Here is a 19,708-nt window from a genome sequence, read left to right as displayed (position 1 = left end):
TGCGGCGCCCCAAGCCATGGCCGGCCTCCTCGGTGTGGTTCGGCCACGGTCTGGGTCACCTGACGGACACGCCATGGGCCGGGCCGTCCCCGGGGGCCCGGCCCATGACGTACGGCGTCGCTCAGGAGCCGTCGGCGACCCTTCCTGCGAAGATCGGGCCGACTGGTGGCTCTTCGAAGCCGAACAGCTGGATCCGCACCGCTTCCTCCTGTTCGGTCACCCCGTCCGCGATCGTGGGTATGGCCACCTCGGTGCTCAGCTGACCAGCGGGGACGCTGGACAGCAGGGACATGCCTGCCACCTTGGACAGGGGGCGCTCCGGGAGCGGCGATTCGCCGTAGTTCTCCATCAGCCACCGCGGGTACACGTCCGTACTGGACAGCTCCGTGCCGTCGCCCGGCGGAAGGACGCTGAAGGGGACGAGCATCTCGGTGTCAGCGGCTTCGGACAGGGACACCCGCCACGTCAGGCCCTGCCCCTCGGTGACCCGGTCCGCGACCGGTGTCACGGTGACCTCGGGCATCGGGTCGTCGTTCTGCACGGTCACGCCGCCGTGGTAGGAACCGACCACCGCGCCCCGCACCGCTTTCACGAGGACATCGTGCGAAACGTTGTAGGAGTAGCGCGTGTTGCCCTCCACCTCCACCGGCAGGTCGACGACGTCGCTGCCGGGGCGCACCGTCACCAGCCGGGTCGTGGCCCGTCCGGTGATGGGGTCCAGGACGAACAGCCGGACCTGGCCGCTGCCCTGGCCGGAGACCCGCACCGGGACCTGGTAGGTCCGGGTTCCGGAGTTCCCTTCCTCGACCTTCAGTCGGCCGATGTCGACGCGGGGCAGTGCGGCCGGCCGGACGGCCGGTGTGCCGGGGCGCCAGCCCCAGGCGTCCATCAGCCAGGCCCGTCCGGAGCTGCTGCGCGGGGTCAGTTCCAGGCCTTCGACCCTCGTCAGATCCAGCCCGGCCCGGGTCGCGGTGGTCAGCGGTACGCGGATCTCCTGCCCCCAGTACGAGGCGGTACGGTCACTCCCGGGCAACCCGTCGATAGAGACCCCGCCGAGGGTGACCCGGCGGCCGGAAGCGTCGGCGATCGACACGTCCAGCTGGGTTCCCGTGGTGCCCGGCGGCACGATCACTCGCAGGGTCAGCGCCTCGGCGCCGGAGAGGGAAACCGGCTTGGCAGAGCGCACCCGTCCCGCGGAACCCGGTGTCGGCCAGCTCAGGGCCACCGCGTGGCGGCCCGGTTCGGGGCCCGGCTCCCATTCCGCGAAGTGCGGCGAGGTGCCGGTCCCGTCGGGGTCCAGGCAGGCGACCGCCGGGTCGGCGTCCACCGCCGAACACAGCTGTCCGCCGCTCACGGTGAGCGAAGTGTCCGGTATGAAGGCGGCGGTGCGGTGCGCGCCGACGGCGTGGGTGAGCACCCGCGCAGGATCCGCGGACGGTGCTCGCAGGTTCGAGCCGTCCAGCAGCGGTCGTACGCGGTCGTCGCCCGCGACGAACAGTCGGGCTGCCGCAGCGATGTACGTCGCGCCCGCGGCCTGTTGCTGAACTGCCGTCAGTCGGGTCTCTCTGCCCGGCGAGCACACCGGGTCCGGTCGGCCGTCGTCCGCAAAGTCGTCTTCGGCCGGAGCCTTCGCCTGCCCTGGTGTCCACTCGCTGTTGAAGAAGTTATGGTTCGCCGCCGACCATGTAGACCGCGCTGTGCAGGGCGGCACCTCGGCTGACTCCGCGCGTGCCGTCCACGTACGTCTCGCCCTGCAGGTCGGCGACGTCGCCGTCGCAGCCCGGCAGGATGGTCATCGACGGCACGTCGGGGGCCGGGCTCTGTCCGAAGGCAGTGGGGCCGATCAGGGCGGTGCCGCGGATGTGCCAGCGCACCGGCCCCCGGTATCCGTCCTGGTCGGCGGGCGGCGGGGTGATGCTGTCCGTGGCAGCCTGGTTGACGCCCTCCCCGCCGCGTGAGTGGCCGACCAGCAGTACCCGGGACAGGTCCGCCGTCGGTGCGGTGCGCACGATCTCCGGTGCCGGAGCCCGATCGGCCGCCCAGTCCGCCCAGCGGGCGAGGTGCAGCCGCACCAGGGAGGAGCGGGCCTGGGCCCCGCCGTCCTCCAGTGCGTCCTGCGCGTTGATGCCGTTGGCCGAGACGGACACCGTCACGTACCCCTGGGAGGCCAGGAGTTCCTGGTCGCGCAGATAGCCTCGGTAGCTCGGCACCGGCGTCGAGCCGGCCGGGCAGGGCCATGCGCCCGAGCGGTCGCCGTCGGCCGTGTAACAGGTGTCGTGGCGGCCGTGCAGGAAGAGCGCAAGCGGCCGGCGGCCCACGGCCCCGGTCGGGGCCACCACGACCGCCCGCATCTCCACGGGGGCCGAAAGGCCGGGCAGCCGCACCGAGGGCAAGGAGTATTCGCCGGTGGCCGTCCCGTAACCGCCCGCCTTGCCGGGGTCGACGGGGTTGGCCGGCAGCGCGGGCAGCTGCGTGGCTGCCGGGGCGGTGCGTCGCCGCTGCGCACCCGCGGCGACGCCGGCTGCGTCCAGACGGCGTCCCCCTGCCCGCGCCTGGAGGTCCGCCGCCTGTCCGAGCCCCGCACCAGGGAGGTCGAGCCGGAACGTGCGCCGGTCCTTCGCCGCCACCGGCCGGCCGAGGAAATCGCCCCCGGCGTAGAACGCGACACCGGCGTCGGTCAACGGCACCGGTTCGGCCGAGTGCCAGACCAACTGCTGCTTCCCGGCGTCCCCACCGGTGATCTGCCAGCCGGACGGGAGCCGGCCGTCCCGGCCGACCTGCGACCGGCTGACCTGCGACGCGGACAGCCGAGGATCGGCAGCCTCCTGGGCGGAGGTCGGCCATGGCAGTGCCAACGCTGTCGCGAGTACCGCCGCGGCGGCAATCAGCATGTGTCTTGTACGTATCAAAGCTCCACTCCTGCTTGGTACTTGGTCGAGCGCCACGGCATTTCCGGGACGCTTCTCTCCGTCATCCCTCACCGCTCGCATCAGCGTTCGAGAGACGCGGCGTCCCCCATGACGACCACCGGGTGCTGAGCGGGGTCGAGGGTGCGCAGCAGCTCCCGCATGTGCTGATTCGCCACGCTCACGCAGGCCTGAGTGGGCCCGCCGTGGTCGACGTGCAGCCAGATGCCCCCGCCCTTGCCGGCGCCGAGCGGGCGGGTCCAGTCGAGAGGCGAGGTGCCGGGCTTGCGGTTGTAGTTGATCGCCACGACATGGTCGAAGGAGCCCGCGAGAGGCTCGCCTTCGAAGCCCGTGCCGTTGATGACGAATCCGCGCCCTTGGTCGTAGGGCAGCTTGGTGCCGGGATCGGCGAGCAGTCCGCCGGCGTCGGTCAGGGCGAACACACCGATGGGCGAGCGGAGATCACCGGCATGGTGGTCGTCCGTCCAGCCTTTGCGGCCGTTGTGGGCCGGCCAGGTGGCTCCCGGCTGCCATCCCGCGCCGGTGCGCCGGTACAGCACCACCTGGGAGGTCGAGGAGTTCTTGCCTTGGCCGGTAACCAGGACGGCCTGGCGGGCGTTGTCGGGGATCTCGGCCAGTGTCCGGGGGCCCAGGCCCGGCAGCCGCGCGGAGCTGTTGCGGTTCGAGGATGCCTGCCGGCCGGGCCCGGCCTGGGTTGTGCTGGGGGCCGCAGGCGCGGTGGCCGATCTGTCATGCGCTTCGGCGGCCGAAGGGCCGTCGTCGATCGCCCTGACCCCCGTCCCCATCCCGCCGCATCCGGTGAGCATGACGAGCAGGGCCAGGCCGGCGGCCGGTACCCCGAGACGCCTCGCGCTGAGGGTCGCAGAGGTGGTCGCTTGTCGATTCCCGGCCCAGACGCGAAGGCACCGGCGTGCGGACCGGCGCATTGATGAAGTCATGGTCGTCAGGCTGGAGCAGACGTGTGAGGAACTCGTCAGCTCCGGACTCCCGGCCCGAAGCTGTGGCCGATCGGCGGACAGGCCGGGATCGGCGGTGCGGCGAGACGGCCGGGTTGCTTCGGTGGACGAGAGCTTCGTCGCGCGTGTCGGGACGCGCGTCACTGGTTCGTGCGGTCGCCGCACGGGATGCCTTGAACGACCGCGGCCATGCGAATATCAGGAAGTTGTCAGGGTGTGGGAAGCCCCGCACTCGGTCCTGAACACCGATCACACGCGCTTAGAGTCAGCTGCGTGTGCGCACATATTCTGGTCGCGGAAGACGACAACATGCAGGCCGAGCTCATACGACGGCTGCTGCTTCGGGAGGGTCACACCGCCGTCGTCGTCTCTGACGGGCGGGCCGCGATCGACGAGGCCACGAACCGCAGACCCGACCTGGTCGTCCTGGACCTCATGCTGCCCAAGGTCGACGGACTCGGCGTCTGCCGCGTGCTGCGGCAGAACGGGGACGTACCCGTTCTCATGCTCACCGCCCGCTCCACCGAGGACGACGTGCTGCTCGGCCTCGAGGTCGGTGCGGACGACTACATGACCAAGCCCTACAGTCCACGGGAACTGATGGCCCGCATTCGGACCGTGCTACGTCGCACTCTCCGCCCCGCCGACGAATCCCCTGTCTTCCGCGCGGGAGGCGTCACCGTCGATCCCGCACGGCACGAGGTCACGTGCGACGGCGTCCCCGTCCCGTGCACACCTGGCGAATTCGCCATCCTCCACGCCATGACCGAGGCGCCGGACCGGGTCTTCTCGCGCCGTCAGCTGCTGGAGCACACCCGGGGTCATGACCGCGCCTCCACCGAGCGTGCCATCGACGTACACATCATGAACCTGCGCAAGAAGATCGAGGCCGACCCGCGGAGGCCCGTCCGGCTGCTGACCGTCTTCGGTATCGGCTACAAACTCACCGGACAGCCGTCATGACACCGGGTCCCCGCATGCCCTGGCGCAAGAGCCTGCTGGTGCGGCTTCTGCTCACTTCCATCGCCATCGCCGTACTCTCCGTGGGCGCCACCGCCTGGCTGGCCGTGCAGACCACCACGCGGGCCATCCAGGAGGAGCGCGGCCAGGTGCTCTCCGACGACACCGACATCCTGCGGCAGCTCAGTGGCTTCGCCGCGACCCACGCCGACTGGAGCGGCGTGCAGACCTCGGTGCACGCCCTCTCCCGCACCATGGGACGGCGCATCGCCCTGGCGACAGAGGACGGCCGCACCATCGCCGACTCCGCCGCCCCCGGCACCGCCCTGCCCGCGCGCGCCTCAGCCACCATCGACCCACAGAACACCGACACCTACACCGAACCAGGCGCCCAGCTCGCCGGGATCGACCCGCGGGCGGTCGGACCGTATCTCCTCCCGGCGGCAGAACGAGCGCGGGTGAAGGCGCTCGCCGAAAAGCGACTGACATGCATGCGCGCGAACATGAGCGACGGCAGCATCCGACAGCTTCCCAGCGGCCGCTCCCTCGTCATCGCCGACGGCGGAGAAGCATCCGTGCCCTCGGAGTGCGCCGACGGAGCGCTCAACACCCCCACCCACACCGAGCAGAAGGCACTGGACCACCTCAGCTCCCTGACCGCCCCCTGCCTCAACCTGGACGGCGAGAAAGAGCGGGCGACAATCCCGCCGGCCGGAATCGGAACCGACTTCATACCCGGCGCCACCGCCGCGGCCGACGACCCCGGCCGCGGGTTCGGCGGCAGCCGGCAGACACAGAACTGCGTCGACGACGCACGCCGCACACAACTCGACCCGTACGTCGCTCCCAGGGCGAAGCTCTACCTGGGCGCCCTCGGCCAACAGCCCGCGGGCTTCGACCTCACCCCCGCCAACAAGGCAAGGATCATCGGTGTCGCCGGGCTGGTCCTCCTCGTCACCATCGCCATGACCGCAGGGGTCGCGATCCGCCTCGTCCGTCCCCTGCGAGCCCTGACGGCCGCGGCCCAACAGCCGCCGCAACAGCACACACGCGTCGCCATCACCACCAAGGACGAGACCGGCTACCTGGCCGCCGCCTTCAACGACCTCACCGCACGCCGCCAACAGTTGGAGGCACAGCGCAAGGCCATGATCAGCGACATCGCCCACGAGCTACGGACCCCCCTGACCAATATCCGCGGCTGGCTGGAGGTCACCCGTGACGGGCTGCTCGAGCCGGACCCGGACCTCATCGCCTCCCTGCACGACGAGGCACTGCTCCTGCAGCACATCATCGACGATCTGCAGGACCTCGCAGCCGCCGACGCCGGCACACTGACACTGCACCGCGAACCCGTACGCGCGGACGACCTCGTCGCCCAGACGGTGTCGGCCCACCACGCCCGGGCGGAGTCCTCCGGAATCCGCCTGAGCACCCGAACCGATCCCGACCTCCACCTGGACGCCGACCCGGTGAGGATGCGGCAGGTCCTGGGCAACCTGACCTCCAACGCCCTCCGACACACCCCTGTCGGCGGCACCGTCACACTCACTGCCCGACAAGCCGGCGACTTGGCCCTCCTCACCGTGGAGGACACCGGCAGCGGCATCGCCACCGACGACCTCCCCCACATCTTCGAACGCTTCTGGCGGGCCGAGAAGTCCCGCAGCAGACGCACTGGCGGCAGCGGCCTGGGCCTGTCCATCGCCCGCCAGCTCGTCGAGGCACACGAAGGAACCGTCACCGTCGAAAGCGAGCCCGGCAACGGCTGCGTATTTACCATCAAACTCCCCCGAGCCCATCACACGAACCGACAAACCCCATGACACACGCAGCGCGAACCACGGCCGACGTGTTCAGACGTCGTTTCTTATGGCGTGATCGTTCGTTGAACCGTGCATGACGGATCTGGTTGAGCGGCTGGTGCCGGACGAGTTGTGGGTGCTGTTTCGGCGGGTGGTACCGCCGACGGAGGTCATACGTCCACAGGGTGGCGGCCGGCGTCGAGCGGGTGACCGCGAGGCATTGGCCGCGATCATCTTCGTGGCGACGTCGGGCTGCACCTGGCGGCAGCTGCCGCCGGTGTTCGGCCCGAGCTGGCAGACCGTCTACCGACGATTTGCCCAGTGGAGCCGGGCCCGGGTCTGGGCCCGGCTCCACCGCGTCATCCTCGACGAACTCGGGGCCCGCGGGGAACTGGACTGGTCGCGCTGCGCGATCGATTCGGTCAGCATGCGGGCTGCAAAAGGGGGCCTCTGACGGGACCGAATCCGACCGACCGTGGCAAGCCGGGATCGAAAATCCACCTGATCACCGACCGGAACGGGCTGCCGCTCTCGCTGGGCGTCTCCGGCGCGAACATGCACGACAGTCTCGGTCTTGAACCACTCGTGCGGGGCATCCCGCCGATCCGGTCCCGGCGAGGACCTCGTCGACGGCGCCCCGGCAAGCTCCACGCGGACAAGGGCTACGACTACGACCACCTGCGCCGATGGCTCCGCAAACGCGGCATCCGCCATCGCATCGCCCGCCGTGGTATCGAGTCCTCACAACGGCTCGGCCGCCACAGGTGGGTCGTCGAAAGAACCGTGTCCTGGCTCGCCGGCTGCCGTCGGCTCCACCGCCGATACGAGCGCAAGGCCGAACACTTCCTCGCCTTCGTCGGCATAGCTGCAGCACTCATCTGTCACCGCCGCCTCACCAAATGAAACGACCTCTCAGTGCGCCCGTGCTCGAAGCCCTGGCTCGTCACGTGTTGGGCCGCGAGAGCTCCAGGGAATGCCTGGCCCTCCAAAGCCGCCCACAGGCGTGTCCGTCGCAGCGGAGAGCCACCGCGAGCACGGCGTAACGGCACGAATCAGACCTTCTCGGCGGCGACGCGGGGGTGGTCGGCGGTGAGCATGGTGATGTCCTCGACGTCGGAGGTCAGGATTGTGACGCGGTCGGGCTGGGTGAGGGCTGTGGCGCAGAGCATGGCGTCGATGGCGTACTTGTCAGTGCTCCTTCCTTGCCTTCTCTTGGTGAAGTCATGTCGGTTATGGCCTGGTTTGGGACTCAGTAGGGAGTGAGGTCCGTGGGGGCTTCGGTGGTCGAGGAAGGGCTCTAGGCCTGCGCTGCCGGGCTGTGGCGGCGTGGGTAGTTTCGGTGTCCAGGTGGACTCGGTGAGCTGTTGAAGGTGGGCGTCTGCGAACGCGAGCCACGTCTCGATCTCGGTTCTTTTCTGTCCGGGTGGCAGTGAGGTGGCGTGCTCGCGCACGGCTGGTCAGACGCTTGGCCTGGTGCCAGGCGTCTGACTGTTCTTCGAGGTGCTTTACGCGATAGGCGTGGGTGTATGCGGCGTGGGCTTTGCGTACGGCGCTTTCCCATTTCTGCTGTGCTGCCTCCTGGGCTTGCTCGTCTGCGCGGCGGTTGCGTTCCGCGGCCTCGCCACGGACAAGGTCCAGTGGCACAAGCCCACCAAGAGCTGGCTGATGACGGTGTCGCTGTCCACCGAGCACAAGGTGCGGGTTGCAGAAAGGGAAGCCGAGCTCGAAGCGGCGCGCGCGGCGAACCGGCAGCTGACGCGCGCCCTCAACTGCAGGGAATGAAGGACCCAGGCTCGGCCTTGGCGAATCCGGCCGACGACCCGCCTGCTGGTGGTGCGCGACCTGCGAGGCCGGCGCCGATTCCTCAGCCGAGCGGGCTCAGGAAGGTGAGGAGGGACTCCTTCTCCTGTATCAGGGGCTGGAGCGCCGCGTTGAACGGCGGGCCGTAGGGGGCCGCCAAGTGGGTCCGGAAGGCGGCCTCGCTCGCATACACCTCAAAGATCCAGTACGCCAAGGGGTTGGATTTCTTGGTGTACACCTCGAAGGCGAGGTTGCCGGGCTCCTCGCGGACGCGGGCAGCGTAGCCCTGGACCAGCTCGGCGACACGTTCCTCGTTTCCGGGGCGCACGGTGAACTCGGCCAGCAGTGACTTCTTGTTCATGATTTTGACTCCTGTTCTGTTGCCGGTGGTGCCGGCAGGGCGGAACGGTGTGGAGGCGGTCGGTTGAGGAGCGGTTTCCGCCTCCACACCGTCAGGGGGCTGGGCAGATGGTCAGCTGCGGTATGACCGCATCTGCCAGACGTTGGCGCTGTCCAGGCGGGCAGAGCCGCCTTCGGCGAAGAGCTGGATGCCGTCGCTGTCCGGGCTGGGGAAGATCTGGTCCGTGATCACGGCCTCGCCTTGGCCGCCGAACACCTCGACCGAGGACCAGTCGACCAGGATCCGGAGTTCGACCTTGCCGTTCTTGGCTGTCAGCGGTGCGCGCTGGATGCCGGGGAAGTCGCGGTGGAAGTCCACTGCGCCCGAACGCGTCCGGTCGACGTAGAGCTCCTGGGTCTCCCTGTCGTAGCCGATGACGGTTTCCTGGCCGTGCCCCGTGCGCACCTTGAACCCAAAACGCTTGGCGTCGCTGAGGGTGAACGTGGCCCGGATGTCGAGTGCTTTGCCGTCGGCCCGGCCCGCGGCCAGCGGCATGGAACCGGCCGCGATTCTGGTGCTGCGCACGCTGGTCAGGGGTCCGTGGAGTGATGCCACAGTGGACACGGGCTGTTGCGTCAGCCGGATCCGGCCGTTCACCGTGCGCAGAGCCATCTCTCGCGGGATGCTCTGTGCGCCCCGCCAGGGTGAGGTCGGGGTGTTGTTGCCGTATTGCCAGTTGTTCATCCAGCCGATCATGCGGCGCTTGCCGTCCGGGCTGTCCTCCCAGGAGACGGCGGCGTAGTAGTCCTTGCCGTAGTCGACCCAGTCGGCTCGCTGCAGGTTCGAGCGGGCCGGCTGGTCGGCGGCGACGAAGTGGTCGGCCATGACGTGGCCCCAGCCGGCCGTGTTCATGTCGACGATCTGGATGGTGGCCTGCTTGCCCTGGTGGGCGCGGAGGTCGAAGGAGGCCCAGTCCAGGGTTCCGCTGTCCGCGCCGGTCGTGCTGTGGACGACCTTGCCGTCGATGAGGAGGTTGACCGTGGTCTCTGTCGAGCGGGGCCGTGCGGGGGTGTCGGACAGCATGACCTGGTCGAGCAGGATGTGTCCCCAGCCGCCGGTGTTCTGGTCGACGACCTCGATGCGCGCGGTCCGGCCGGCGAGGTCGCCCAGGTCCCAGGAGACCCAGTTGAGGGATTCGGAGTCGGCGCCGGTGGCACTGCGTACCGTCTTGCCGTCGACGATGAGCCGGACGGCGGTGGGCGCGTCGGATCCGGAGGGGTGGTTGCCGCCGCCGACGAGGAGGTTGAGGTGCTTGGCGGTGATGTTGAACTCGGGCGAGGTGAGGGTGCCCGTGGTTGCGTCGCCGTTCAGGAACGTGTTCACCAGGCTGGTGCCCGTGTGTCCGGACACGGGGTTCTGTCCGGGGAGGGTGCCGTGTGCGGGGCTGGTGCCGAAGGCGGTGCCGGTGGTGGTCCAGGATCCGTAGGAGTCCTGCTCGAAGTCGGCGAGGACCTCGCCCGCGGGTGCGGGCGAGTCGCCCATCACGGAGCCGGGGACGTAGGGGTGATGGCCGCCGCCGATCTTGAAGTTGAGGTACGGGGTGTTGACGGTGAAAGGGGCGGAGGTGAGGGTGCCGGTCTCAAAGTCGCCGCCGCGGAGGCTGTCGACGAGTCCCTTGCCCTCGAAGCCGTTCGTGCCCGAGGGGTCGGGCGCCGGCGCGGGGATCGGCCCGCTGCCGAAGGCGGTGCCGGTCGTCTGCCAGCTGCCGTAGTCGGTTCCCTCGAAGTCCTGCATCACCACTCCGGGCGGAGGCGTGTAGGAACCGTCGTTATCGGGCGTGAACTTCGTGCCGTCGAAGTCGCCCACGAAGTACTGGGCAGCCGAACCACCGGCGATTCCACCGGGGTTGATGTTGACGACGAGCGCCCACTTGGTGCGTGTGGGGTCGCCGTCAACGGGGAGCGGGAACAGGTCCGGGCATTCCCAGACGCCGCCCACCGCGCCGTGGGGGCCGAAGTCGCTCAGGTGCGTCCAGGTCTTGAGGTCCTTGGAGGAGTAGAACTGGACCTTGCGCTCGGTGGACAGTGACACCGTCATCAGCCAGCTCTTGGTGGGTGCGTACCACTGGACCTTGGGGTCGCGGAACTCCTTCGATCCGATGTCGAGCACGGGGTTCCCAGCGTATTTGGTCCAGGTGCGGCCGCGGTCGGTGCTGTATGCCAGGGACTGGGCCTGCTTGCCGCTGTCCTTGTAGTGGCTGGTGTAGATGGCCACCATCGCCGGGTTCGTACTGGTTCCGAATCCCGTGGTGTTGTTGTGGTCGACGACGGCGCTGCCGGAGAAGACCATCTCCTGGTCGTCGTGGGGGATGGCGAGGGGCAGCTCCTGCCAGCGCACCAGGTCCTTGCTGACGGCGTGGCCCCAGGACATGTTGCCCCAGGTGCTGCCGCTCGGGTTGTACTGGTAGAAGAGGTGGTACTCGCCCTGGTACCAGACCAGTCCGTTGGGGTCGTTCAGCCAGTCCTTCGCGGGGCTGAAGTGGAACTGCGGGCGGTACGTCTCCGTGTACGGCCGACTGTCTTCCGCCACCGCCTGAGGGGCGACGGCGGTGACGGTGAGGGCGCATGCCGCTACCGCGGCGGCGACGAGGCGCCGCGGGACACGGCGGAGTGCGGGGGCTCGGCTCATGGTTTCTCCTGCACTGTGGGCGTCGTCGTGCCCGCGTCCGCTGCGATGGGACGACGCCGGGGGATTCGCAGTGCCGGGCGGTGGGGGACAGCCCGGAAAGGGGTGTCATCGATGACATGTGTCAGCGATGACACCCAGTGCGGAGTGATGATGTGCGCGCTCCGGGCCACGCGTCAATGGCTTGGTCCGAGTTCGTTCAGGCCGCCGTTTCAGCCGGCAAGGTGCCCGGCCACGGGTGATGGCTGGGGCAACTGGCTGGCCCACGGCGGGTTCGGCCCGACGACCCCGCAGGTCAGCGCCGCCACCCGGGCGGCGAAAGCGCAGGCGTCGAAGACGTCGTCGACCCGCAGATCCGTCAGTCGCCCGCCGAGGAGCCCCTTGGCGCCGAGATGGTGCAGGAAGCCCGCGGTGAAGGAATCGCCCGCGCCGACGGTGTCGACCACAGCGGTCGAAGGTGTGGGTACGGCGGTGCGCACGCCGTTCAGCGAGGCGACCGCGCCGCGCTCCCCTCGGGTGATCACGACGAGCGGGACACCCGCCGCGTGCCAGGTGTCGCAGGCGCGTTCGATCGTGTACTCGGGCAGCAGAAGTTCCAGGTCGTCCTCGCTCAGGCGGAGGATGTCCGCGATCGCGCACCAGTACGGCAGGCGTTCCCGGTAGACCTCGGGCGCCACGAGCAGCGGCCGGACGTTCGGGTCGATGGAGATCGTGGCCGTGGCGGAGGCGCGGGCGAGGAAGTCCTCCACGACCGTGCCGCCGGGCTCGCGCACCAGGGTCAGGGAGCCCGAGTGCAGGCAGGCCGTGGAGGTCAGGTCCACGGCTGCGAGTTCATCGGCCGTCCACTGCCAGTCCGCGGTGCCCTGGGCGTGGAAGGAGTACGCGGCCCGGCCCTGGGCGTCGAGCTCGGCGACGGCCAGCGTGCTGGGCTCGGGCGCGTGTATCGCGGCCGTGAGGTCGACGCCCGAGGCTTCCAGGTGCCCGCGGAACAGGCGCCCGAAGACATCGTCGGACAGCCGCGCCAGGAAGCGGGCGGGCGTGCCCAGACGGGCGAGCGCCACAGCAGTGTTCGCCGGACCGCCGCCCGGCAGGACCCGCAGGGAAAGCTCGCCCGGAACGGGTGCGGGGGCGGTGAAGGCGTCCGCGACGCATTCTCCAAGGACGGTGACCAGAGGCAGGCGCATGGCTCGTTCTCTCCAGGTGGGCAGCGCGGGAAGGCTGCGTTTTCAAGGGGCCTTGAGGAAGCTCACGGAGAGCGGCGCTCTCGGCGTGAGGCGGTGCAGGCGGGCAGCGTTGCCGATTTGTGACGGCGGGAAGGCATTGACGTTTCCGGGTGATGGAGTTCATCATCCTCCGCAAGCGGTGTCAACGATGACATCGGTCAACGATGACACCGCTCCGGTGCGTTCGCCAGCAGCAGTTCCCTTGCTCTGCAGCACCTCGATCCACGGCCGTTCCGCCCTCGTCCAGCAGGAGATCAGTCATGCTTCGCAGAAGCCGCACCGCCTTCGCTTCCATCGGATTCACCGCTCTCGCCGCCGTCTCGGCGCTGACCCTGACGGCCTGCGGCTCCGGCGCGCAGGGCGGGTCCGGCGGCAACGGGGTCAAGGTCGGGCTGATCACCAAGACGGACACGAACCCGTTCTTCGTGAAGATGAAGGCGGGCGCCGAGCAGGCCGCGAAGGACAACGGCGTCGAACTCGTCAGCGCAGCCGGAAAGTTCGACGGCGACAACGCGGGCCAGGTCACCGCCATCGAGAACATGGTCAACTCCGGGGTCAAGGGCATCCTCATCACGCCCAACGACTCCAAGGCGATCGTCCCCGCCCTCGAGAAGGCACGCGCCAAGGGCGTCCTGGTCATCGCGCTCGACAGCCCGACCGACCCGCAGGACGCCACCGACGCCCTGTTCGCCACCGACAACGTCAAGGCGGGCGAGCTCATCGGCCAGTACGCCAAGGCGGCCATGGCCGGCAAGGAGGCGAAGATCGCCACGCTGGACCTCGCGCCCGGCGTCGCGGTGGGCGTGCAGCGCCACCAGGGCTTCCTCAAGGGCTTCGGCGTCGCGGAGGGCGACCCGTCGATCGTGTGCATGCAGGACACCGGCGGCGACCAGGCCAAGGGCCAGACGGCAATGGAGAACTGCCTCCAGAAGTCCGCGGACATCAACGTCGTCTACACGATCAACGAGCCGGCCGCACTGGGCGCCTACACCGCGCTCAAGGCCAAGGGCTTGGAGAAGAAGGTGCTCGTCGTCTCCGTCGACGGCGGCTGCACCGGTACGAAGGCCGTCAAGGAAGGCAAGATCGCGGCGACCTCGCAGCAGTACCCGCTCCAGATGGCATCCCAGGGCGTCAAGGCGGTCGCCGACTTCGCCAAGAACGGCAGGAAGGCATCCGGCTACACCGACACCGGCGTCACGCTCGTCACCGACGCCGCCAAGACGGGGGTCGACTCCAAGGACACCGCCTACGGCCTGGAGAAGTGCTGGGGCTGAGCCCGGCATCAGGGTGTGCCTGCGGTCGTACAGGCCGCTCCTGCGGCCGAACAGACCGAACCCGGTCTCCCCGTCCGTAAGGCCGGGCTACCCGCACCCTTCGCGGCGTGCCCCGGCGAACAGCCCTCCGCCAACCCTCTGACGAACCCCGCTCCGCCGATCATCGACCACCGGCAAGGACCCTCATGACTGCCACACCCCTGCCCTACGATCAGCTGAAAGGACCGACCACGGTCCGCCGGCTGCTCACCACGCCGACCACGGGCCCGCTCGTCGCCCTGCTGCTGGCCTGTGTCTTCTTCTCCCTGACGACCGAGCAGTTCCTCTCCGGCGGCAACTTCTCGCTGATCGTCCAGCAGGTCATGGTCGTGGGCACACTGGCCATCGGCCAGACCCTGATCATCCTCACCGCCGGCATCGATCTGTCCTGCGGTGCCGTCATGGCGTTCGGCAGCATCGTCATCGCCAAGACGGCAGCCGAAAGCGGCCTGCCCCCGCTTGTCGCGATCGCCCTCGGCCTGGCCGTGTGCGCGGGCTTCGGTCTGGTCAACGGTCTGCTGGTCCAGCTGATCCCGCTTCCCCCGTTCATCGTCACCCTCGGCATGCTGAACGTGGCCTTCGCCCTGACCCACATCTACTCCGCCGAACAGACGATCACCAACCTCCCCGGACCGCTGACCGCCCTCGGTGAGACCTTCCCGCTCGGCAACACCGACATCACCTACGGCTCGCTCGTCACCATCGCCCTGTTCCTGGTCTTCGCCTACGCGCTGAGCAGCACGTCCTGGGGCCGTCACGTGTACGCGCTGGGCAACAGCCCCGAGGCGGCCCGCCTCAACGGCATCCGCACCTCCCGGCTGACGATCGGCCTTTACACCCTGGCCGGAGCCGTCTACGGGATCGCCGCGCTGCTCCTGATCTCCCGTACCGGCGTCGGTGACCCGCAGGCCGGACAGACCGACAACCTCGACAGCATCACCGCCGTCGTCCTCGGCGGAACCAGCCTCTTCGGCGGTCGCGGAGCCGTCCTCGGCACCTTCATCGGCGTCCTCATCGTCGGTGTGTTCCGCAACGGTCTCCAGCTGATGGGCGTCGCCTCCATCTACCAGACCCTGATCACCGGCGTCCTGGTAATCCTCGCCGTGACCGTCGACCAGATCTCCCGGAGGAAGGCACGATGAGCACTTCCGATATCACGCCCGTGCTCCAGGCCCGCGGCCTGGTCAAGCGGTACGGTCATGTCACCGCCATCGACGGCGCCGACTTCGACCTGCTGCCCGGCGAGGTCCTGGCCGTCATCGGCGACAACGGCGCCGGCAAGACGAGCCTGATCAAAGCCCTCACCGGCGCGATCACCCCCGACGAGGGCGAGATCCGGCTGAACGGCGAACCCATCAGGTTCACCGGACCGCAGAGCGCCCGGCAGCACGGCATCGAGACCGTCTACCAGGACCTTGCCGTCGCCGCCTCCATGGACATCGCCTCCAACATGTTCCTCGGACGCGAACTGCGCCGGCCGGGCCTCCTCGGCAGCGCGCTGCGCATGCTCGACAAGAAGCGCATGCGCCAGGAAGCAGCGGCCCACATGGCCGACCTCAAGATCGGGCTGCGGTCGCTTACCCAGCCGGTGGAGACTCTGTCCGGAGGCCAGCGCCAGGCTGTGGCGGTCGCGCGGTCCGTCGCCTGGGCCAAGAGCGTCGTCGTGATGGACGAGCCCACCGCCGCGCTGGGCGTCAAGGAATCGGGACAGGTCCTCGACCTGATCCGCCGCGTCCGTGACAAGGGCATGCCCGTGGTCCTGATCAGTCACAACATGCCGCATGTCTTCGAGATCGCCGACCGCATCCACATCCACCGGCTCGGCCGGCGCGAAGCCCTGATCAAGCCTTCCGACTTTTCGATGGCGGAGGTCGTCGCCATCATGACGGGGGCGCTCAGGGTGAGCGACGATGGAGGTACGGTCGTTGCTGACGCGGATGCTGCCGAGGCGGCAGGCGTGTCCGCCCACTGAGTCACCGCGGGGGCAACGCCGCGTCGAACGCAGGGTCGCCGCATAGCCAGGACAGCGGGCCCGGCCCTCGGCAGGGGTCGGGCCCGACGAACGCACAAGAACGGTGGTACATGGCCGCTAACCGTCGCCCCACACTGGCCGATGTCGCCAAGGAAGTGGGCGTCAGCGCCAAGACGGTGTCCCGGGTCCTCAACGAGGACGGGCCGAGTTCTCCGCAGACCCGTGAGCGTGTGCTCGCCGCGGTCGCGAAGCTCGGCTTCCAGCCGAACCTGATGGCCCGCAACATTCGGGTCGGAGGCCCCGACACCACCGTCGGCCTGGTCGTACCGGATCTGGGCAACCCCTTCTTCGGAACCGTCGCCAGCGGCATAGAAGACGTCGTGCGCAGCCGCGGGCTCACTCTGCTCATGGGCTCGTCAGCTGAAGACCCGGACCGTGAGAAGGCATTGATCCAGACCTTCCTCGCCCGGCGCGTCAGCATGCTGATGGTCGTCCCCGCGTTCGGAGCCGACCACAGTCACCTCAAGGCGCCGCGCGCGGCAGGGCTGCCGCTGGTCTTCCTCGACCGGCCGGGCGTCGGTCTGTCCGCCGACTGCGTGGTCAGCTCCAACCGGACCGGCGTCCACGAGGGCGTCTCCCACCTCATCGCCCGCGGCCACACCCGAATCGGCTTCATCGGAGACCTTCCCGCCAAGCTCTACACCCGGCGTGAACGGCTCGCCGGCTACCGCTCGGCGCTCGCCGAGGCCGGACTGCCCTACGACCGGTCCCTGGTGACCGGCGCCCACAGCCAGGACGGGGCCGCCTCCGAGACCACAGCACTGCTGAACCTGCCGAATCCGCCCACCGCCATCTTCGCCGGAAACAACATGATGGCCCTCGGCGTCATCGCACAACTCGCCCGCGCACGCCGCAAAGACATCGCCCTGATCACCTTCGACGACCTCCCACTCGCCGAAGCCCTCGAACCGGCACTGACCGTTGTCGCCCAAGACCCCGCGACCATCGGTGAAGCAGCGGCCAAGACCGCGCTCGCCCGCCTGGACGGCGACCACAGCCGCGTCCGGACCATCATGGTCCCCACCCGCCTGGTGATCCGCGGCTCCAGCGAACTGCTCCCGCACGCTGCCGGGCCGACAACAGCCAGGAGCTGAGCACCACAACCTTGATATCCCGGGCGCCCTCGTGACCCGCTCGATGCCAGCCCGGTAGAGGCCGCCACCCTGGCCAGCCGGTTCGCAGTCCGTTGCCCTCGCGGGCTGAGAACGGTGCCAGTGGCCCTGCCCCTCGGCCGATGGGTCGAGTACAGGCAGGCAGGGGGCGCTGCCCGGCAGTCAATCGAGAGACATGCCACAAAAAGGTCCCTGGCCATCGACGAGGTTGTGCCGACCAGGAAATGGCGGAGTCGAAGGAAGCCCCCGGTGCGGATCAGGCCTTTTCGGCGGTCACGCGAGGGTAGTCCGCGGTGAGCCTGGTGACGTCCTCGACGTCGGAGGTCAGGATGGTGATGCGGCCGGGCTGGGCGAGGGCGGTGGCGCAGAGCATGGCGTACTTGTGGCCGTGCAGGCCGGTCGCGCGCAGCAGGCCGGCGGCGGATTGGGCGAGGGCCTGGGTGACGGGCTCGATCCGCAGCCGGGACAGCGTCCACTTCAGGGCGGTGTCGTTGATCCGGGGGTGGATCACCTCGACGAGCGAGGCCGCCGAAGTGATCACGGGAAGATCGGCGTCGCGGGCGGCGGTGAGCCACTCGTGGACCTCGCGGTCACGTTGTACGGCCTTGGACAGGCCCTCGCTGTCCAGGATGAGGGCGCCGCTCACGCAGCCGCCCCGGCGTCGGAGGAGGTGCCGCCGGTGAGTTTGGCTCGCTTGGCGGCGACGGCTTCCGGGTCGGCGGGGCCGTGGGTCTTGTCGAAGTCGGCGATCAGCTCGTCCAGGTTGTCCCGCTCGATCTGCCGCTACGCGGCCTTCTCCAGGTAAGCGGACACGCCACGCTTACCGACCCGCTCGCGGATCGCCTGGAGGGTGCCGGCGGTTGGTCAGGCATCGCACATAGAACCCATCGTGCACGTAATGCACATTGATCTTGCGTCCGTTTTGCGTAGCACGCGTCTCTGACCTGCGGTTTTATTTGACCTGTTTTGGCTTACATGTTTGCGATGACGCACCACGTGGAGTGCGTGGCGATCCTTGAACCCATCGCGAAGGGCGTCTGACCAGCAGGTTTATTGGTGCGGATGATGTGCGTTGTGGGCATTACGGGCGATATCTTGACACTGATCTGACGCTCGTGACGCTCGTGACGCTCGCCCGGCCTGTTTCCTGACGATGCATCAATGAGGGAAATGCCGCCTCTCCGACGTGGCTGCGCAGCTGCTCAAGGAAGCGGTTTCTGTGGGCCGTGGAGGGCAGGGCGCCGTACCTGTCCCGCGTTGGCGAATTCTCCCCGTGTGTACGCTCTGTAGTAGCGACCGCCACTATGCCGCCGCCCCTTCGGTCTCGTCCGCGGATCGCGTATGCAGCCCTTGGGGAGGGTGCCGCGAGGGCTGCGCAGTATCCAAGGGGGGGCAGAGGTCGGACGAGGTCCAGCCCGGGACGGGGGCCGGGACGGGGCTGGCGCCCACGAACGGGTGGGTCAAGCCGTACCCGATGCCCGCGCCCGTGGCCTTGAGGCAGGCCTCCTTGCGGACCCAGACCCGGGCCAGGGCCGCTGGCCGGGCCGCCGCCGACAGAGCCAGGAGCGCCGCGCTCTCCCGCGGATGCAGGAAGCGCAGCAGCCCCCCGGCCAATTCCGGCCGAGGATGGGCCTCGATGTCCAGCCCGACCGGTGCCGTGGCCACGGCGACCGCGGCCACGGCACCGCTGTGCGTGAGCGAGAAGTGAAGCCCCGCCGGAGGGTCGCCGCCCAGGGCCGGCCTGCCGTGCGGGCCCCCGCAGTGCGGGCAGTCCTCCCGTACGAACGACACCAGCTCCGGCGGGATGCCCAGGTAGCCGCCCAGCAGGACCCGCAGGCCCACGTGCGCGGCCAGGTAGCGGTGCCGGTCACCGGGGCGTACCAGGGCGGCGGCCCGCGAGCGTTCCGCAGTGTCCAGCAGGGCGCCCCCGACCCGGTGGCCGCCGATCACGTCCTGCCGGGTGTCCAGGCGCCAGAGCGCCACCGCGCCCCTGGCCGGGCGGATGCCCTGCCGCGGGGCGGTGGTGCCCAGGACGGACCACGGCTCGGGGCGGTCGTCCATCAGGCCAGCACGAAGCCGCTGTTCGCGCGGTAGCCCGTCGTGCGGCGGTTGTCGAGGTGGACGAAGGTGCGGTGCAGCCAGCGTCCCGGCCGTCGTAGCGGGGCCGGAACGACGTACGGCCGTGGACGGCGACGCGGTTGTCCACGAAGGCCAGCTCACCGGGCTGCAGGATCAGCATGGCCGCGACGTCGAGGAGAGGGCCCGGTCATCGCGGACCCACTTGCGCAGGGTCTCCAGATGGATGCCCAGGCTGTGGGCGATGTCGGTGAGGGAACGGTCCGGCGAGGAGCACACCGGGTCCACCGCGTCCCGCTTGAACTCTTCGGGGTAGCTCTTCCGCTTTGCCACCTTGGATCACTTCCCCTGGATGACGAAACATCCAGCGTCCAGGTGTCGGAATTTCGGGGGTCACTCCAAGCCGTGCTGCCTCCCGAACTGCTGTCAAAACGCTGCTCCCTGTCGCGTACAGAGCCAGATCACCCGTGCCGGGGGCG

Annotated in this window: 15 protein-coding genes and 3 pseudogenes; 8 read left to right on the top strand and 10 right to left on the bottom strand. The window is 69.2% G+C overall.

All coding sequences use genetic code 11. The features are described 5' to 3' along the window. Positions 1-121 precede the first annotated feature (121 nt). Together OG534_RS08795 and OG534_RS08790 are read right to left on the bottom strand one after the other, a co-directional pair. Positions 122-2,909: pseudogene (locus tag OG534_RS08795) on the bottom strand (hypothetical protein). A gap of 80 nt (positions 2,910-2,989) precedes the next feature. Beyond that, positions 2,990-3,712: a hypothetical protein gene (locus OG534_RS08790; RefSeq protein ID WP_442807048.1), complete on the bottom strand. Its 723-nt coding sequence runs from the start codon at positions 3,710-3,712 to the stop codon at positions 2,990-2,992. A 444-nt stretch (positions 3,713-4,156) separates the two neighbouring features. Here OG534_RS08790 and OG534_RS08785 point away from each other — a divergent pair, with 444 nt between their 5' ends. From OG534_RS08785 to OG534_RS08775, 3 genes are all read left to right on the top strand, one after another. Continuing rightward, positions 4,157-4,846 carry a response regulator transcription factor gene (locus OG534_RS08785; protein ID WP_326587529.1) on the top strand — a complete coding sequence of 230 codons (690 nt, stop codon included), beginning with the start codon at positions 4,157-4,159 and terminating at the stop codon, positions 4,844-4,846. A gap of 14 nt (positions 4,847-4,860) precedes the next feature. After that, complete coding sequence (locus OG534_RS08780; RefSeq protein ID WP_326587528.1) at positions 4,861-6,669, top strand: sensor histidine kinase; 1,809 nt, start codon at positions 4,861-4,863, stop codon at positions 6,667-6,669. 73 nt (positions 6,670-6,742) lie between these two features. Beyond that, a protein-coding gene (locus tag OG534_RS08775; RefSeq protein ID WP_326586176.1) for an IS5 family transposase occupies positions 6,743-7,551 on the top strand; the annotation gives its coding sequence in 2 pieces (ribosomal slippage) (positions 6,743-7,090 and positions 7,093-7,551; 807 coding nt in all). Between the two features lie 149 nt (positions 7,552-7,700). Here OG534_RS08775 and OG534_RS08770 read toward each other — a convergent pair. After that, positions 7,701-7,841: pseudogene (locus OG534_RS08770) on the bottom strand (DNA-binding protein); the annotation flags it as partial. A 340-nt stretch (positions 7,842-8,181) separates the two neighbouring features. On the opposite strand from OG534_RS08770, the gene OG534_RS08765 reads away from it, so the two are divergent. Continuing rightward, on the top strand, positions 8,182-8,430 hold the full coding sequence (locus tag OG534_RS08765) for a hypothetical protein (RefSeq protein ID WP_326587527.1): 249 nt from the start codon (positions 8,182-8,184) through the stop codon (positions 8,428-8,430). Between the two features lie 82 nt (positions 8,431-8,512). Here the strand turns inward: OG534_RS08765 and OG534_RS08760 are convergent, their stop codons facing one another. The 3 genes from OG534_RS08760 to OG534_RS08750 form a co-directional block, all read right to left on the bottom strand. Beyond that, positions 8,513-8,809, bottom strand: a complete 297-nt coding sequence (locus OG534_RS08760; RefSeq protein ID WP_326587526.1) for a putative quinol monooxygenase — start codon at positions 8,807-8,809, stop codon at positions 8,513-8,515. Between the two features lie 111 nt (positions 8,810-8,920). Further along, positions 8,921-11,476 (bottom strand): GH32 C-terminal domain-containing protein, encoded by a 2,556-nt coding sequence (locus tag OG534_RS08755; RefSeq protein WP_326587525.1) that lies wholly within the window; start codon positions 11,474-11,476, stop codon positions 8,921-8,923. A 209-nt stretch (positions 11,477-11,685) separates the two neighbouring features. Continuing rightward, positions 11,686-12,657 (bottom strand): carbohydrate kinase family protein, encoded by a 972-nt coding sequence (locus OG534_RS08750; RefSeq protein ID WP_326587524.1) that lies wholly within the window; start codon positions 12,655-12,657, stop codon positions 11,686-11,688. A gap of 299 nt (positions 12,658-12,956) precedes the next feature. Between OG534_RS08750 and OG534_RS08745 the strand changes: the two genes are divergently transcribed. From OG534_RS08745 to OG534_RS08730, 4 genes are all read left to right on the top strand, one after another. Then, on the top strand, positions 12,957-13,970 hold the full coding sequence (locus tag OG534_RS08745) for a sugar ABC transporter substrate-binding protein (protein ID WP_326587523.1): 1,014 nt from the start codon (positions 12,957-12,959) through the stop codon (positions 13,968-13,970). 185 nt (positions 13,971-14,155) lie between these two features. Beyond that, complete coding sequence (locus OG534_RS08740; RefSeq protein WP_326587522.1) at positions 14,156-15,151, top strand: ABC transporter permease; 996 nt, start codon at positions 14,156-14,158, stop codon at positions 15,149-15,151. Then, the gene (locus tag OG534_RS08735) at positions 15,148-15,981 is read left to right on the top strand and encodes an ATP-binding cassette domain-containing protein (RefSeq protein ID WP_326587521.1); all 834 of its coding nucleotides are present in this window, start codon (positions 15,148-15,150) and stop codon (positions 15,979-15,981) included. The genes OG534_RS08740 and OG534_RS08735 overlap by 4 nt, the downstream gene beginning before the upstream one ends. Before the next feature lie 110 nt (positions 15,982-16,091). Beyond that, positions 16,092-17,135 (top strand): LacI family DNA-binding transcriptional regulator, encoded by a 1,044-nt coding sequence (locus tag OG534_RS08730; RefSeq protein WP_326587520.1) that lies wholly within the window; start codon positions 16,092-16,094, stop codon positions 17,133-17,135. Positions 17,136-17,409: 274 nt separating this feature from the next. Here the strand turns inward: OG534_RS08730 and OG534_RS08725 are convergent, their stop codons facing one another. The 4 genes and pseudogenes from OG534_RS08725 to OG534_RS08710 form a co-directional block, all read right to left on the bottom strand. Further along, complete coding sequence (locus tag OG534_RS08725) at positions 17,410-17,799, bottom strand: DNA-binding protein (protein WP_326587519.1); 390 nt, start codon at positions 17,797-17,799, stop codon at positions 17,410-17,412. Beyond that, positions 17,796-18,014, bottom strand: a pseudogene (locus OG534_RS08720) (hypothetical protein); the annotation flags it as partial. The pseudogene OG534_RS08720 and the gene OG534_RS08725, both read right to left, overlap by 4 nt. A gap of 441 nt (positions 18,015-18,455) precedes the next feature. After that, the gene (locus tag OG534_RS08715) at positions 18,456-19,214 is read right to left on the bottom strand and encodes a 4'-phosphopantetheinyl transferase family protein (protein ID WP_326587518.1); all 759 of its coding nucleotides are present in this window, start codon (positions 19,212-19,214) and stop codon (positions 18,456-18,458) included. Between the two features lie 171 nt (positions 19,215-19,385). Then, positions 19,386-19,562 carry a transposase gene (locus tag OG534_RS08710; protein ID WP_326587517.1) on the bottom strand — a complete coding sequence of 59 codons (177 nt, stop codon included), beginning with the start codon at positions 19,560-19,562 and terminating at the stop codon, positions 19,386-19,388. Between the last annotated feature and the right edge of the window lie 146 nt (positions 19,563-19,708).

This window comes from Streptomyces sp. NBC_01294, from assembly GCF_035917235.1.
Taxonomy (GTDB): domain Bacteria; phylum Actinomycetota; class Actinomycetes; order Streptomycetales; family Streptomycetaceae; genus Streptomyces; species Streptomyces caledonius.
Note: the sequence above shows the minus strand (reverse complement) of the source record. Positions and strands in the feature narration are given on the sequence as shown.

Excerpts from the sequence above, each read along its gene's own strand:
- OG534_RS08790 (WP_442807048.1), bottom strand. The coding sequence starts at position 3,712 with ATGGGGACGGGGGTCAGGGCGATCGACGACGGCCCTTCGGCCGCCGAA.
- OG534_RS08740 (WP_326587522.1), top strand. The coding sequence starts at position 14,156 with ATGACTGCCACACCCCTGCCCTACGATCAGCTGAAAGGACCGACCACG.
- OG534_RS08735 (WP_326587521.1), top strand. The coding sequence starts at position 15,148 with ATGAGCACTTCCGATATCACGCCCGTGCTCCAGGCCCGCGGCCTGGTC.
- OG534_RS08780 (WP_326587528.1), top strand. The coding sequence starts at position 4,861 with ATGCCCTGGCGCAAGAGCCTGCTGGTGCGGCTTCTGCTCACTTCCATC.
- OG534_RS08755 (WP_326587525.1), bottom strand. The coding sequence starts at position 11,476 with ATGAGCCGAGCCCCCGCACTCCGCCGTGTCCCGCGGCGCCTCGTCGCC.
- OG534_RS08730 (WP_326587520.1), top strand. The coding sequence starts at position 16,092 with ATGGCCGCTAACCGTCGCCCCACACTGGCCGATGTCGCCAAGGAAGTG.
- OG534_RS08715 (WP_326587518.1), bottom strand. The coding sequence starts at position 19,214 with ATGGACGACCGCCCCGAGCCGTGGTCCGTCCTGGGCACCACCGCCCCG.
- OG534_RS08760 (WP_326587526.1), bottom strand. The coding sequence starts at position 8,809 with ATGAACAAGAAGTCACTGCTGGCCGAGTTCACCGTGCGCCCCGGAAAC.
- OG534_RS08745 (WP_326587523.1), top strand. The coding sequence starts at position 12,957 with ATGCTTCGCAGAAGCCGCACCGCCTTCGCTTCCATCGGATTCACCGCT.
- OG534_RS08750 (WP_326587524.1), bottom strand. The coding sequence starts at position 12,657 with ATGCGCCTGCCTCTGGTCACCGTCCTTGGAGAATGCGTCGCGGACGCC.